We start from the raw sequence: 16,067 nt of genomic DNA on the forward strand, positions 1-16,067 counted from the left end.
GGCAACCTCTGGATGCCACCCATCGCACAGACCACCTGACCAGCCACTCTCACCAACCGTCACCGATCAGGCGCATTCCTTCTGAATGCGTACGTTTGATATGGAGATCATGGCGCCACCGGCGATGGGAAGCAGGCTTCCAAATGTTGCGAACAGTTTTTGACTCCAGGAATTCATTAGCATCGAGAATCGGATACTGAACACCATCCAGCAGAACGCGGTGAATATCAAGATCTCAGTATTGCTGGGCTGTTGCATGGTGCACCCTGGGTTGGGGCGGTTCGGAGACCCCTGGGGGTCCCCGGAACCGACTGACTTAGCTATCCGAAGTATCGATTGGGGAGACTTCCGCCGCCTCCCGCCGTAACGATCACCAGCATCCCATCGACCTCGACTTTTCTAATTCCGTTGCTGACACGCCTTCGGTAAGCACCGGCTATCACGGCATGCGCATTGGGCTTCGAGCAAGATGCTGGGGCCGCATTTTTCGGCCCCAGCATCTACTTAAAACCCATCAGCCTCCACCGAGCCATTGGGCGCCTTGGCAGACGGCAACTGAGGCGCCGATGCACAGCAGAGCGGCCCGCCACGGAAGGGCCCACCTCCGCGTCGCCTCCTCGAGGGAAGCAGTGCCGTCGCCCACAGCTGGCCGAGCGCGCTCAATGACACCCGCAGCCCTGACGGTCCTACCCCTGTCCAGCAGTGATCCGTTGAAAGCCCAGACGTGAACGTCGCGGCCCGCTGCTGTCTTGATTACGAGCCCGCCTTCCCTTGGAAGCTCCACATCTCTGACGGAGCCCCAGGGCAGCCATTCGCGAACGAGGGGGTTGACAATTTCAACGCCTCTAGCGGTGAGGACTACGCGCGACCGCATCACGAACACCCAGAAGAGAAGCGACACGATTCCCGCGCCGATACCCAGCCGGACGCCGCCCCATCGCTCCTGAGATTCAGGGAACGCGGAGTGGTAAGCGCCGAAAGCAACTACTGCCGTGGCAGCGACCATTCCAGCAGCCGCCGACCACTTACGGCGAAGCGTGACAGGCATACGTTTTACCAACCTTCCTATCGGGTGCAGTAGCTGGGGCTGAAGCCCCCGACTCCGCAGCCAGCGAGTGCCATCTTTGCGTTGGTAGACATATTTACATATGTCCTGGCCGCGTCGATGCCTCCTCTTGACGACCGCGCAATGGCGGATGAGGTAACGGCTCCACGCCATGCGCTACCTCCAGCGCGGCCGATTGCTCCAGCAGCGCCGAATCCCACAGCGGTGAAGATCGCATCCGACGTCATCTGCGCGTTCCACTCACCTCTGTGGATCGCGGCCTGATTGTTCACGTAGAAGACCGCAACACCTGCGGCCAAACACCATCCGGCTGACGCGGCCACACATACCCCGAAGGCTGCCGCCTGTGCCATTCCTCGCCAATGATCGCTTGTGAATTCCCACGCGGCCTCGGCTCCTGCGACGTTTGTGTCGACGTATGTCTTGGCGCCACTCTCTTCATAAGCCCGCTTGAGGCCGCCGAGGATCCTACCCTTGATGCTGTCCTTTTTGCGGCGTTCTGCGTCGGCCTTGGCTTTGGCTGCCTTGATGGCTTGGGCGCGGGCTGCGGCCTGTTGCTTGGCGCGGGCTTTCGCGTGGCCGTCGTCGATCATGTAGTGGGCGGGGTTGGCCTGGTAGGCGGCGTACTTCTTCTGGGATGCCTTGTCTTTCTTGGGGGTCTGCTTCCAGACCCATTTGCCGTTCTTGTAGGTGTAGCCGGCGGTCATGCCGCGGTCGGCGGCCCATCGGTCGTCAGTCGCCTGGCCGCCGTCGGTGGGGCCGAGGGGGCGTAGTCCGTCGGGGTCGGACTGGGTGACCGGGCTGTTGTGGGCGTAGGAGTAGGCGTTCATCTGCGCCGGGTCGTCGTGGTCGATGACCGGGTCGACGGAGAGGAAGCGGCCGAGGTTGGGGTCGTACTCGCGGGCGCCGAGGTGGATCAGGCCGGTCGGGTCGGTGGTGCCGCCGACGAAGCCCCGGGTGCCGGGGAAGGACACGCCGCCGGCGGAGCGGATTTCGCCGAAGGGGTCCTGCTTGCGGCGGGTGATGTCCAGGGTCGCGGTGGAGACCGCGGTCATCGAGGTGCCCTGGTGGTCGTTGAAGAGGTAGGAGATTCCCTTGCTGGTGCGGACGGCGACGGTGTCGCCGTTGTGCTGGTAGTAGCGGGTGCCGGCTTTGGTTCCGGTGGTGCTCAGCGTGATCTCGTTGCCGTTCGGCAGGGTGAGGGTGCTGGTGCCGTCGCCGTTCTTGGCGAGCAGGCGGTTGCCGTCGGCGTCGTAGAGGTAGCTGGTGGTCTTGCCGCTCTCGGTGAGGGTGGCGAGGTGGCCTTCGGCGTCCCAGGTGAGGTCCTGGGTGCGGGTGCCGATGACGCGCTTGGTGGTGTTGCCGGCGTGGTCGTAGCTGAAGGTCGACTTCTGGCCGTTGTCCGGGCCGCCGGACACGGTGGCCTCCTGGACTGCGTGAGGCAGGTCGGTCTTGGCGGCGGGGTGGGTGTAGGTGGTGGTGGCGTCGGTGCCCGTCTGGGTTCCGGTGCCGTGCTCGACGAGCTTGGTGCGGTTGCCCAGGGCGTCGTAGCTGTAGGTCTGCCAGTAGGCGTCCGGGCCGCCGACCGTGGTGCCCGTGGGGGCCGTGGTGCAGTCGGTCTTCGCGGTCCAGGCTTCGGTCAGTCGGCCGAGGGCGTCGGTATCGAAGCACTGGGCGTCGACGGTCTGGGCGGCGTCCTGGCCACTGGCGGTGGAGATGCCGGTGACGTTGCCGGCCGGGTCGTAGGCGTAGGTGCTGTCGTCGATACGCTGCGGCGCAAGGTCCCGGTCGGTGGTCTGCCGGGTCATCAGGCCGGTGAACTCGTCGTAGACCTGCGACTGGTAGACCTGCTTGCCCAACGCGCCGAACTCGGTGCGCGTGGGGCGGGAGAACACGTCGTACAGCGTGTTGGAGACCAGTACCGCGCCGGCGCGGCTGGTGCGGATCGGCAGGTCGTCGCTGTTGTAGTTGACGGTCACCCGCTCCGAGGTCACGTCGCCGATAGCCGGGTTCATGGTCCAGTCGAGCAGCCCGGTTTCGGAGTTGTAGCCATACGTCCATCCGTAGCTGCCGGCCAGGCTGCCCGCGCCGGAGGGGATGGTGACGGTGGTGGAGGTGGGCTGGTAGCGGTCGGTGAACCCGCCGGTGGCGGTGGTGTAGGCGGCGCCGTCAACGTAGCGGGTGCTGGAGGTCAGCTGGCCCTTGGCGAGTGTGTCGTAGGTCCACTTCGCCAGCGAGGTGCTGCCCTGCTTCAGCTCGGTCTGTCGGCCGAGCTGGTCGTAGACCGTGGTCAGCGTGGTGCCGCGCTCATCCGTGCTGGTCGTTGCCTGGCCGGCCTTGTCGTAGCCGGTGGTGACCAGGCCCTTGTCCGGATCATCGGCCTTGGTCTGCTGGCCGCGCCCGTCGAAGGTGTACGTCCACTCGTTGCCGTCCGGGTCGGTGACCTTGGTCGGCTCGTCGTACTTGCCGTAGCTGTAGGTCGTCTTCTGCGACGCGGTGCGGTCGGCGTTGGTGTACTCCAACTTTTCGGTGGTTCGGCCCAGGGCGTCCACCACGGTGGTAGTGGCGGTGCCGCCGGACGGGGGGACGACCGTGGTGCGGTCACCGTCGTAAGTGGTGGTGGTGCGCCACTGCTCATCGCCGAACTTGCGCGAGATGGCGACGGTCGTACGGCCCATGCCGTCGTAGACGCTCTCGGAGGCCGCAGGTACCTGATTGTCTGCGCCGGTCACCAGAGTGGTGGAAGGTGCGCCGTCGGCGTAGTAGGTGCCGTAGGTCTTCCAGACGGAGCCGCGGGTGTCGTACTTCTTCTCGGTGATGAGACGGTTTGCGGTGCCGCCGGCGGGGGACTGGGTCTCCCGTTCGCGCATCAGGCCGTCATAGAGGGTGTATGCGGTGGTATAGGCGCCGTCCCGCTTCAGGGTCTTGGTGGTGACGGCGTTCGGCTCGGTCTTGGAGATCTTGTAGCTGTACTCCTGGGAGGGCTGGTCGGCGTGATCAGCCTTGGCCCAGCCGGGAGTCCAAACCTTCAGCACCCGGCCGAGTCCGTCATGGACAGCGTCGGTGCGCTTGCCGTTGGCGTCGATGTTGGCCGTGGCCACACCGCGGACCGGGTCGTATTCGGTGGTGGTGATGTGGCCGAGCGCGTTGGTCTCGGTCTTCTTGGCCGGCGCCTCACCGGTGGTGGGGGTGTAGGCGGTGGTGGTCGTGTTCCCCAGGGCGTCGGCGGTGGTCAGCTCCCGGCCGTGGATGTCGTAGGTGTCGGTGGAGGTGGTCAGGTAGCCGGTGCCGGCCTCGTCCTGCTCCTCCAGCTTGGTGACGTCGCCCTTGGTGGGGGCGGTGTCCAGCGAGGTGGCGTTGTCGTAGTAGTGCCGCTCCACGGAGACCAGGTCGGCCGGCAGTGACGGGGTGGTGCCACATGCCTTGGCGACCGTCCGGTTCTCCTTGATCAGGGTGAGGATGTTCGCCGTGGTGTTCCGGGCGTAGCTGGTCGTGGTGCACTGCTCATCGCCGCTCTTGGCCGTGTCGCCGAGCTGGGATTCCGAGGTGATCTGGCCGTAGCCGTCGAACTCCCGATCGACCTGGGTGGAGCGCCAGCCGGAACCGACCGCGGTACGGGTCTTCTCCGATGTACTACCGGTCGCGTAGGCGTGCAGGGTCGACAGCCCGGTGCGGGCCTGAGTGGCGGTCGCGGCGCTGTGCCACGGCTGGTAGGCGGTGGTTGTTTGCAGGGTGCCGCCATCGCCGTCGAAGGTTGCTTCCTCGCGGGTCATTCCGGCGAAGGCGGGGTGGTCGGTGACCTTGACGCCCTCGTGGTCGGCGACGTCTGCGCCGTCGATACCGCGGAAGTAGCGGTACTCCTTGAGCGTCTGCTTACCCTCGGCCGGGGCTCCGGTGCGGACCTGGACGCGGCCGTAGCCCTTGCGGTCGCTGTAGGTGAGGTACTTGGACTTGGTGAACTCGTCCTCGGCCTTTGCCCAGGCCAGCCCGTCCAGGTAGGTGTAGTCGGTTTCCTTCACCGGCGCGCCGGCGGTGTTGTCGGACTCCAGCACCTGGGTGACCACGTAGGTGTGGAACCAGTCCAGGTACGGCTCGTAGTTCTCGGCCGGGGCGTCCGGCGGTGACCAGATGACCGGGTAGCAGCGGCGGGTGTTGGTGGCCGGGCTCGGTACGTCGCCGGCCTTGCAGTCGGCCGGGGAGTAGGTCACGCCCAGGGTGCCCCCGGTCTCCGTCTTGATGGCGTAGATGCGGTAGCGGATCAGCGGGGGCACCGGGTCCGGGTCACCGCCGGTGGTGGCACCTTCCACACGGTTCGCGAGCTTGACGCCGTAGGTGGCGACCGACGGCAGGGTGATGTCGCCGGTGCCCGTGTGTCCGGTGCGGGTGATGGCAGCCAGCCACAGCGCGGGCGAGGTGCCGTCTCCGGTGGAGGGGAACTGCTGGGTCAGTGCCCAGGTGTCCACGGGCTTGAACGCTCCGCCGGTATACACCGAGGTGTCGATCTTCGTCAGGCGTTTGCGGGACCAGAACGACGGCGAGAAGCGGCTCGTGCACTCAGTGCCGGGGGCGCAGTACTGGTCGAACGGCACATCGGGCCAGTTTGCGGCGTTCGCGGAGTCGAAGGTGGTGCAGGTGGTCAGGCAGCGTTCGGAGACGGTGAAGTCGACCTTGGCCGCGGCCTGGCCGTAGAAGTTACTGGAGCGCAGACCGTACTCGATGCGCTTGAGGTAACCCCCGCGGTCGTAGACGGTGGCGGTGGAGACGCCGGTGGTGTCGTTGACGTTGCGGCCGTAGTAGTTGGCTTCCTTGTCCCAGAAGTAGGTCATGGCGTCACCGTGCGGGTCGATGACCGCATCCAGGTTCCACCGCCATGCCTGCTGGCACCACGAATCCTTGAACTCAGTGGCGTGGCAGGGCTCCCCAGCCTGATTTCCGTAGACCGGCACCGTCCAGGCGGAGTTGGTGTCGTCCTTGCCGGCGGCCCAGCCGGAGGGCCGGTTGTAGCCGAAGTAGTAGCGGGTGCCGTCCGGAGTGGTGATCCGCCAGTACTCGCCGTTGTCGTCGCCGTTGGCCAGTGCGGTGTTGGTGAGCTTCTCGGCCTTGGTGCCGTCGTCGCTTTCCAGGTGCCACTCGCCGGTGGTGTCGTCCTTGACCAGTGTGTTCGTCTGGCCGCCGAGGTTGAGGACGGCGTTGTCCTTCTTCCAGCACAGATCGCCGACCTTGGCGGTGGTGTTGCTGCCGGTCGTGTCGTCAGTGCAGGAGACGTACTGGCGCTCGATGTAGCCCGGCTCCATGGACCAGCCGTCGCCGATCCAGTTGGCCTGGTTGTTCGTTGCCGCGGTGCGGCCGTCGACCGCCTGCGAGGAGTACGACAGGCTCAGGTCCGGCTCCACACCGCCCGGCACCTCCGGGGTGTCGATGTCGTACGTCCAGGAGAAGCCGCCGTTGCTGCCGCCCGCCGACCAGGAACCGGACGGAGCGAGCGAGGTGGCCTTGAAGTCGCCGGCGGAACCGGATGCCGCGGCCGTCACGGCCAGCAGAACGGTGCCTGCATCAGCGGACAGGCCGGTGACCGAGCGCTCACCGGAAAGCGACTTGCTCACCGGCCCCGGCACCTCGCCCCCAGCGGATGCTTCATCGTCAGCGGGATCCGCGGCGGGGAGGGCGACGGACGCGGTGAGGGTGCCATCCTTGGTGTCGTTGGCCGTTGCCAGGGCCTTGCCGAGCGCGCAGCTCTTCGCCTCGGGGGTCGTCAGGGCGCAGGACGGCAGCGGCCGCAACACGAGCCGCGAGGCCCAGTCGCCACCGTAGGCGTGCCGGAAGCCGGAGTAATCGACCTCCACGTCGACCCTGCCCTTTGCGCCCGCGACAGGCTGGACGGCGAGCAGTATGCCCTCCACGCCGAGTTTCTTAGCGGTCTTGCGATCCAGCACCTGAACCTGCGCGCGCTCCGGTCCTGCCGCGGGCTTGGCGGTTCTTCCTGGAGTGCGCCCGAGGCGCACACGCGAGGAACCGGCGGCGACAGTACCGGACTTGGGGAGAGTTACTGTGCTCGCCCCGGGCTTCGGCCAGCTGACAGCGGGCGCCGACTTCCAGGCGTTCCGGCCTGCCTGGTCCGGCTTTGATATTTGATGCTTCGTCACACTCGACGTCGCTACCGGGTCCGGCTTCTTCAGCTTCAGCAGGCTCAGCTCGGCAGCGGCCGCCACCGGCCCCCCAAGCAATCCCACAACAAGATACACCACGAGCGATACGGCAACCAGTCGCACACTCGTCACACGTCTTCTGGCGCCACGCCGAAATGGGCGGGCACCTCCAGCCGGCAATCCGGACACAAATTCCCCCAACAGGAGAAGCTCAGAGTCGATTAACCCGGGGACGTTAACACCACTAATCAACTTCGCAGACCCCCCGATGGATGCAGCGATGGTTCCTTAACCAACCCGTAAGCGAAATTGATCAAGATGTGGCGAGTAGCCCAATTTGCGCCATACAGTGCCGCCGTGAAGGAGGTCGAGGTCGCACTTGACCTGGTGTCATCGCAGCCACGCGAGAACACTCGGCACCAACCGGACGATGCCGTGCATAGATGCCTTGTATGGGCAAAATATGACATCTCGAAATGCGTGTAGCCGAGACCGAGCCTCAATCAATTGCCCTGTATGGTGCGCCGGAAAGCTGTGAACGGTCCGAAAGGGAACCCAGTGGGAAGTCCACGAAAGAGAGCGGGGCGCACTGCGTCCCGGCGCATATCATTGGCCGTAGTGGCGGCCTTTGTTGTGGTGCTGTCAGCCGTAACTGCCTTGCCCGCTACAGCTGATGAGGGTGATCTCGCCACGTCGGCGACCGGCCTTGAGCGCAACTCCGAAGAGGCGCAGGCTCTCACCGAAGCCGCCACTTCTGGTGAACCATCCGAGTTGTTGTCCCGCCGGACCGAGACCACCCAGGTATTCGCGAACCCTGACGGCTCGTTCACTCAGGACACATACACACTTCCGCAGTTCGTCCGAAAGTCCGGCTCACTCGTACAGATCGACACCACCCTGAAGGCCAACGCCGACGGTTCCTATTCACCGAAGGCCGCCGAGGTGGGCGTGCAGTTCTCCGGCGGCGGTGACGGACCGCTCGCCACCATCGTGCGCGACGGCCGTAGCATGTCGTGGAGTTGGCCCAAGCCTCTCCCCAAGCCGACTGTCGACGGCGATTCCGTCACTTACGCAAATGTCCTGGAGGATGTTGACCTGAAGCTCAAGGCGGGCTCTGCCGGCTTCGGACAACTGCTTGTGGTCAAGAGCGCCAAGGGGGCCGCGGACCCGGCACTGAGCGAGATCAAGCTGCCACTCTCCACCGACGGACTGACCCTGAACGCTGACGAGCACGGCAATCTCCGCGCCGTCAACCCGGCCGGCCAGGAGATCTTCACCGCCCCCACCCCGATGATGTGGGACAGCACCCAGCCGCCCGCCACCCGCAGCGCGGAGCCCGCGCCTCCGCCTCAGGTGCATGAGCTTGAGGCCCCGTACGGGGCGCAGCAAGCCGCCCTGGACGTCGATATCGCCGGCGGTGCCCTGTCCCTCACCCCGGACCCGGACGTGCTCAAGGGCGCGGACACCACGTATCCCGTTTATATCGATCCGTCCGTCTCGGGCTCGCGGGAAGCGTGGACCATCGCCTACAGCAGTGCGCCGAGCACCGCGTTCTACAACGGAAACGGCTGGGACGAGGGCGACGGCAACACGGTCACCAGCTCCGCGCGCGTCGGCAACCCCGGTGACGGCACCTCTCGTTCGTTCTTCCGGATGGACTCCGACAACCTCTGGAACACCAACAAGGTCATCTCAAGCTCCACCTTCCGGATCAAGAACAGCTACTCCTACTCCTGCACCAAGCGCGAGGTGCAGGCGTGGCTGACCGGGACCATCACCTCGTCCAATACCTGGAGCAACCAGCCGTCGTGGTCGCGGAAGCTGGACACCGTCTCCGACGCCAAGGGATGGTCCTCGGCCTGCCCGGCCGGCAACCTCGCCTTCGATGTCACCTCCGCGGCCAAGGACGCCGCCTCCGGGCACTGGCACAACATCACCATCGGCCTGCGCGCCACCACCGAAAGCGACGCGTACGCCTACAAGCGGTTCACCGCCAGCAGCGCCGTACTCTCCACCACCTACAACACCGTCCCCAACCCGCCCTCCGGCCTGGACACCATCCCCAGCACCAAGAACTCCGCCGGATGCGGCGACACCGCCCCGTACGGGATGATCGGCAACACCGACATCTACCTCACCGCGAAGGTCTCCGACCCCGACGGCGGCACCGTCAAAGCCCAGTTCAACCTCTGGGCCACCGGCCACCACCCCAACGACGACCCCAAGGGCGTCATGATCGTCAACAAGTTCGTCTCGGTCACCTCCGGCACCGTCGCCAAGCTGAAGGTCACCAAAGCGGAACTGACCCCCTACCTGTCCACGGCCAACGGCAACTTCTCCTGGAAGGCGCAGGCCGAGGACGGGACCCTCTCCTCCGACTGGACGCCCACTCAGGGCGCCCCGGGCTGCCGCTTCGTCTTCGACCCCACCCGTCCCTCCACCCCGCCGGCCGTCACCTCCAGCGAGTTCCCCGACGGCTCCGACGGCTGGCCCGCCACCACCGGCAAGGCACGCACCGAGGGCACCTTCACCATCAGCAGCGGAGGCGTCACCGACGTCACCAAGTACGAGTACTGGACCGACTGGGACGCCACCGTCCGCTCCGCCACCCCCGCCACGCAGGGCGGCTCAGTCGCCGTCAAGCTGACCCCGCTCGCCGCGGGCAATCACACCCTCTACGCGCGCAGCATCGACAAAGCCAGCAACGTCTCCGACCGCGCCGTCTACATCTTCTACGCCGACAGCCCCGGCATCACCGACAAGCCCGGTGACCTCAACGGCGACGGCAACACCGACATGTACGGCGTTCGCACCGACGGCGCCCTGTGGTTCTACCCCGGCCAGGGCAACGGCCAGCTCGCCCCCTACACCGTCGCCAGCAGCACCAACTTCAACGGCGCCTCCATCACCCACCGCGGGGACTGGACCAACGACGGCTACGAAGACCTCGTCGCCGCCGTACCCCAGGCCGACAACCAGAAGAACCTGTACGTCTACCCCAACAACGGCCTGGGCTACTCCTGCACCACCCGAGGCGAAGCCGCCGACGGCGACTCCCAGTCCTGCGTCTACGACCGCCAGGAACTGACCGTTTACAACCCCGAGAACAACCACTGGTCCGACGCGGCACAGGTCCTCGCCATCGGTGACGTCGACGGCCCGCTCGACACCGACGCCGACGGCACGCCCGACGTTCCCGGCCACACCGACCTCCTGGTAAAGCAGGGCAACTACCTCTGGCTCTACTACGGCTCGGACACCTTCGCCCTCGACGAGTACGCCGATCCCATCCTGATCGGCAACGGCAGCTGGGGCGACTACGACATGACCGCCCCCGGCGACGTCAACGCCGACGGCCGCGTCGACATGATCGCCCGGAACAGGACCGACGGCCGCCTCCGCCTGTACGCCGGCACCGGACCCGCCGGTGAGGGCCTCGGTTCCAGCACCATCACCATCAACGCCACCGGCTGGGATTCCATCACCCACCCGCTGATCACCTCGGACGGCGACGCCAACGGCGACAACAAGCCCGACCTCTTCGCTACCAGCCACGACACCGGCAAGGAGCTCTACTTCTATCCGAGCGTCACCCCGACCGGCATAGGCACACCCACCGCCGTCGGCACCAGTGGCTGGCTCAACTTCCAACAGCTCAGCTGACACAACCGCCTGATCCAACTGTGGGCCGCTCCTCACCGGCGCGGCCCACAGCCTCATACAGTGCTGCACCAGTTGATTCACCTCCCGGCTCACGCGGGCATGAGCGGATTCCGCCGGCGGAATCCTGTGTGAGGCCCAGACATGGCGCCCGGCGCCCCCTCTTGCACGTGCGAAAGAGGCGCTGCCTCACGTCTCCGACCTTCGCCCGAGGCGTGGAGGGCGGCGTTCGCTGCGCCGCCTCCGCCCAGCCACGGAGCCGTGCCCTATTCGTGCCTTTAGGAGCCCACAGCGGTCAACAAGAGTGCCTACGTACCCTCATCACGGACTGCCCAATGACCTGTATTCGCAGGTCAGGGGCCTCATCGTTACCCTGAGCGCCGTTGATTCCCAAGCTCAGAGCGCGAGTTCGATTCTCGTCACCCGCTCTTCGATGGAGGCCCTGGTCAATGACCGGGGCCTTTCTCTTGTTCCGGCTGCTACGGCTCCGTGTCGAGGACTCGGGCGGCCTCACGAGGGTCCATCAGGTTGGACCAAGCCTGTTCCGCGGGGAGCAGGTCCCGCTCCGGCAGGGCGTATTCGGGGTACCAGCCGTCGGCCTCGCAGCCGGGAACGTTGCGCAGAATCAATGTCGTGAGGTTCGGCGGGACCGAACCCGTGATCCGCACCGCGGGGTAGGTCTCGTGGCCGTCGTCGGCGCGGACCTGAAGGCCGACGGTGAAGGTGTCGAAGTCCACCGTGTGCTCCTGACCGTCCCGGAGGGTGGCACGGCTCAGAGTCAGAACCGTGGTCCGGAGCCGCCGGACGAAACGGACTCCAGCTTCGGCGCGATAGCGGACGTGGTCCTCGCGAGCGGGGAGCAAGTGAGCGGTGTGCGTGGCGGACTTGAGCGCGTCGGCGTTGCCGGCGTTGTAGCGGGTTCGGGCAGTCTTGCCGTCGGCTTCGAGAGCGGCATAGAAGTCGTCGGTGGAGCCGTCCTCGCGGCGGCTGGCTGCCACCAGCCACGGAAGGTCGGCGTCCACCCAGACCGCCCCGCGCCAACGCTGGACCTTCACCTTGAACAACACCTGGTCATCGACAGCGCGGATGCGCTCATGCTTGGCATCGTCCGCCGCGAACTGCTCAGCGGTCTTCGCCAGGATCGGGTGCTCGATCTCGTCCAAGGGGTCGGTCACCGCCGGCAGGGGGAGTCCGAGGTCATCGCGCAGGCATCGCAAGGTGGGCCTGGCGGGCCGCATGGCAGCGGGACCGGTCATTCGTCGATCCCGCCGACTGCGTCGATCTCCTCCGATGTCAGACCGGTCAGGAGCATGACGTCCGACTTCAGGGAGTTGTCCAGGACGCTGAGCGCGGCCACCATCCCCTCACGCAGATCCTCACGCCGCTGGTCCAGGTAAACCCGTACCGCCTCCGCGACCAGATCCTTCTTCGTCAGGCCCAGGAAATGCGCGCCCTGGCTGATCAACTTATCCGTCGCCGGATCCACCTTGAGCGGCGACTGCCGGGGTGGCTTCGAAGCCGTGGTCATAAATCCCACCTCCGCATTCACGGTACCTTAGTACCTCACGATGAGGTTCCTTGCTGGTGACCGCAATGAGACTCAGCACGTCGACCGCCGGTACTACGGAGCCGGATCGATGACCGCCGACCGGATCACCTTGGGGCAGATCGCCAGGGGTGAAATCGCACGATGGCGAGCGCCTGATCCAGCGCGGTGAAACTTCCCCACCCGCGGCACGGCGGCATCGATCGTCCTCGTGCCCCATCCGTGCCCTTCAGAGCGGACAACAGCGGTCAAGCACGGCACCCACAGACCGCACCACCCTCGACCACTCCAGCCAAACATGCAGGCCAGAGCCACTACAGCCGATCAAGAACCGTTGCTTCCCAAGCTCAGAGCGCGAGTTCGATTCTCGTCACCCGCTCTTTGATTAAGGCCCTGGTCAATGACCGGGGCCTTTTGCTTGCCGTCCAGCGGCACCGGCCCGGAGCCTCAATCGCTACGGACGGCCGGAGAGCGACCACCCCCAGTCTCCACCCGGATCATGCGACCGCGGGCGTCAAGGCTGGGGTCCTGAGACCCGAGCCAGCATGTGCATACTCCAGTATGCTTTGACCTATGTCCTCAACGACTCGCATCACCGTCACGCTCCCCAGCGACCATGTGGCGGAGCTCCGCAAGCTCACGGACAACGTCTCCGGCTATGTAGCGGAAGCCGTGGCTCGCCAGATCAGGCACCAGCTTCTGGGCGACGACCTCCGCCGCCACGAGGAAGAGCATGGAGGCTTCAGCGACGAGGAGCTGGCCGAGGCCCGCGCGAGGATCTTCGGCTCCGCCGGCTCTTCCAAAGACGCGGACGCCGCGTGAGCGAGCGCATCGAGACCGTCGTCCCGGACTCGGAAGGACTGTCCGCCTGGGTCGCGCAGGACCGCAAGTCCTCGCGATGCTGCAGGTCTTCCACGACGTGGGAGCCGACCTGGTGATCGGGGCCAACACCATCGTGGAAGTTACCCACTCCCGCACCAACATGCCTCGCCTCAACTGGGCCCTGTCGCGTGTCAAGGTGGAGCCCGTCACCGAGCAGGCGGCGAAAGCGGCGGCTGAGCTCCTCAAAGGCGCCGGGCTGCGCGGGCACAAGTACGCCATTGACGCCACGGTCGCCGAGGTCGCGCTCCGCCAGCCGAAACCCGTCGCCCTGCTGACCTCCGACAGCGATGACATGACCAAGCTCTGCGGCAACCAAGTCCGCATCATCCCCCTCTGACCAGTCGCCCCGCCCGGAGCACGCGTCGCACTGCCAGCTCTCGTCCCCCGGCAACAGCGGTCAGATACGGCTCCCAGAGACCGGGAGCCATCCACCTGCCCGTTCCGAAGTCGCAGGCCAGATCCCCTCCAACAACGTAAGAACCGTTGATTCCCAAGCTCAGAGCGCGAGTTCGATTCTCGTCGCCCGCTCCACGACGAAGGCCCGGTCATCGACCGGGCCTTGTTTGTTGTCCGGACCAGTTCGGGTGTCGTGCACCAGCTCCGCACCAGAAGGCTGTCTCCTTGGCCTTCGCACGGGCGGCGCGCACGAGGTCGTCCGGGCCGCTAGCCCCCTCCTGCTGCCGCTCAAGGTCGGAGTGCTGGTAGATCATCACGGCTGACTATCTCGTACCACCTACGCACCTTGACCCTCTTCCCGCTGTTCAGCGCCTTCCGCCACGAGCGGCCGGGCCATCACGCCCCGAGCGTGGCTTCAGACCACATCTCCAAGGCGAGTCCGGTCTGGCGAGTCGACATGCGCCGACTGCCGGAGGCGCGCGGACGCAGCCCTGCCACGCACGCCGCCCGGCGCCAGCCGCGCAGAAAGAATTGCATTTGCGCAACTTTCATTCAAGAAAGTAATCTGGGCAGCAGAGAGTGACCGACCGGCGAGGTGGAACCTGTGAACGGATTCGTTGGGCGTCGTACGGAGCTCGGCCTTCTGGATGACCTGCTGACCCCTGTACGGACCGGCGGACGCAACGGGCGGCCCGGGCGCGCCGTACTGATCCGAGGGCGGCGACGCGTCGGCAAGTCCCGGCTCGTGGAGGAGTTCCTGGAACGCTCCGGGCTTCCTCATGTCTTCTTCACCGCAGTCGGCGGCTCGAAGGCCGAGGACCTGGCAGGCTTCGCCGCCGAGCTCGCCGCCTCTCCGCTCCCCGACGCCGGCCGGGTCGCGGACTTCGCCACCCCGCAGACCTGGGACGCGGCTTTGAGCCTGCTCGCCAGCGTCCTGCCTCAGGACACGCCCAGCGTGGTCGTGCTCGACGAGATGCCCTATCTCGTACGCGAGGACCCCACGTTCGAGGGCGCGCTGCAGAAGACCTTCGACCGGACGTTGTCCAAGCTCCCCGTACTCCTCGTCCTCATCGGCTCGGACATCGCGATGATGGAGCAGCTGAACACTTACGGTCGCCCCTTCTACCAGCGCGGCACCGAGATGGTCGTACCTCCGCTCAATCCGGCCGAGGTCGCCGCCATGCTTGACCTCCCGCCGGCTGAGGCGTTCGACGCCTTCCTGGTCTCCGGCGGCCTCCCGCTCATCCTTGAGGAGTGGCCTCCGGGTGCCACCCTCTGGGACTACCTGGAACAGGCGCTGGCCCGTCCGACGTCCGCCCTCCTCGTCAGCGGCGAGCGCACCCTGGCCGCCGAGTTCCCCACCGAGGCACAGGCCCGTACCGTGCTGAGCGCCATCGGACACGGGGAACGCACCTTCACCCTCATCGGCCGGGCAGCCGGCGACCTCAATCCAGGCTCCGTGAAACGCTCCCTGGAGCTCCTCACCAGCCGACGCATGGTGGCAGCCGACCTTCCGCTGTCCACCAGGCCGAGCCGCGAGAGCCGCTACCACGTCGCCGATCCGTACCTGCGCTTCTGGCTCTCCTTCGTCGGGCCCGGCATCCCCATGATCGAGCGCGGACGCGGAGACCGTGTACTCGAGTCGATCCGCACCAGTTGGACATCCTGGCGGGGCCGCGCCGTCGAACCTGTGATCCGCGAGGCCCTGTGGCGCCTGACCGACGACCGGCTGCCCGAGGCCACCCATGTGATCGGCGGCTACTGGACCCGCACCAACGACCCTGAAATCGACCTCGTCGGCGCTGACCGGTCTCCCATCGCCAAGAAGATCACCTTCGTCGGATCCATCAAATGGCTGGAGAACAAGCCCTTCGACAACCGCGACCTCGCCCGCCTCGTCACCCACCGCTCACAACTGCCCGGCACCGACGACTCCACCCCCCTGCTCGCCGTCGCCCGCAGCGGAAGCAGCGCCAACGGCATCCTCAACCTCACCCCCAACGACCTCATCACGGCTTGGGCGTGACACACCACGGGGCAGTTTCCCTGCGGTGACCGCATTCATGCCCCATCCGTGCCCTTCGGAGCGGACAACAGCGGTCAAGCCCAGTGCCCAGAGACCACGCCGGCCTTGCCCGCCCCAGCCAAACATGCAGGTCAGAGCAACCACAGCCGTTCAAGAACCGGTGATTCCCAAGCTCAGAGCGCGAGTTCGATTCTCGTCACCCGCTCCATGAAAAGCCCCAGGCCAGTGGCCGGGGGCTTCTTTATTGCCATAGGGTGCGGATCCTTTCCAGGGACGGTTGAGCTGGGGTTTCGCTGATCTGGGTGTGGTTGGGGTGGCGGCTTGTCTACCGTGGCGGTAGAGGAG

The 16,067-nt window shown here is 66.1% G+C and carries 7 protein-coding genes and 1 pseudogene; 4 read left to right on the top strand and 4 right to left on the bottom strand.

Annotated elements, in window-relative coordinates:
* Window positions 1-514: 514 nt before the first annotated feature.
* Both ACFU5K_RS28450 and ACFU5K_RS28455 read right to left on the bottom strand, forming a co-directional pair.
* Complete coding sequence (locus ACFU5K_RS28450; RefSeq protein ID WP_384066680.1) at window positions 515-1,048, bottom strand: PH domain-containing protein; 534 nt, start codon at window positions 1,046-1,048, stop codon at window positions 515-517.
* A 17-nt stretch (window positions 1,049-1,065) separates the two neighbouring features.
* Entirely contained in the window at window positions 1,066-6,999 is a 5,934-nt protein-coding gene (locus ACFU5K_RS28455) for an RHS repeat domain-containing protein (RefSeq protein ID WP_384066682.1), read from the bottom strand.
* A gap of 987 nt (window positions 7,000-7,986) precedes the next feature.
* Here ACFU5K_RS28455 and ACFU5K_RS28460 point away from each other — a divergent pair.
* Window positions 7,987-10,875, top strand: a complete 2,889-nt coding sequence (locus ACFU5K_RS28460; RefSeq protein WP_384066684.1) for an FG-GAP-like repeat-containing protein — start codon at window positions 7,987-7,989, stop codon at window positions 10,873-10,875.
* Between the two features lie 476 nt (window positions 10,876-11,351).
* On the opposite strand, the gene ACFU5K_RS28465 is transcribed toward ACFU5K_RS28460, so the two are convergent.
* Both ACFU5K_RS28465 and ACFU5K_RS28470 read right to left on the bottom strand, forming a co-directional pair.
* On the bottom strand, window positions 11,352-12,047 hold the full coding sequence (locus tag ACFU5K_RS28465) for a hypothetical protein (protein ID WP_384066686.1): 696 nt from the start codon (window positions 12,045-12,047) through the stop codon (window positions 11,352-11,354).
* A gap of 77 nt (window positions 12,048-12,124) precedes the next feature.
* The gene (locus ACFU5K_RS28470) at window positions 12,125-12,400 is read right to left on the bottom strand and encodes a hypothetical protein (RefSeq protein ID WP_384066688.1); all 276 of its coding nucleotides are present in this window, start codon (window positions 12,398-12,400) and stop codon (window positions 12,125-12,127) included.
* 591 nt (window positions 12,401-12,991) lie between these two features.
* Here ACFU5K_RS28470 and ACFU5K_RS28475 point away from each other — a divergent pair.
* From ACFU5K_RS28475 to ACFU5K_RS28485, 3 genes and pseudogenes are all read left to right on the top strand, one after another.
* A complete protein-coding gene (locus ACFU5K_RS28475; RefSeq protein ID WP_384066689.1) occupies window positions 12,992-13,240 on the top strand; it encodes a hypothetical protein in 249 nt (82 codons plus the stop codon).
* Window positions 13,237-13,637, top strand: a pseudogene (locus ACFU5K_RS28480) (DNA-binding protein). Before ACFU5K_RS28475 ends, ACFU5K_RS28480 begins: the two are co-directional and overlap by 4 nt.
* Window positions 13,638-14,300: 663 nt before the next feature.
* A complete protein-coding gene (locus ACFU5K_RS28485) occupies window positions 14,301-15,722 on the top strand; it encodes an ATP-binding protein (RefSeq protein ID WP_384066691.1) in 1,422 nt (473 codons plus the stop codon).
* Window positions 15,723-16,067: the final 345 nt, after the last annotated feature.

It is taken from the genome of Streptomyces sp. NPDC057428, from assembly GCF_042803195.1.
Lineage (GTDB): Bacteria > Actinomycetota > Actinomycetes > Streptomycetales > Streptomycetaceae > Streptomyces.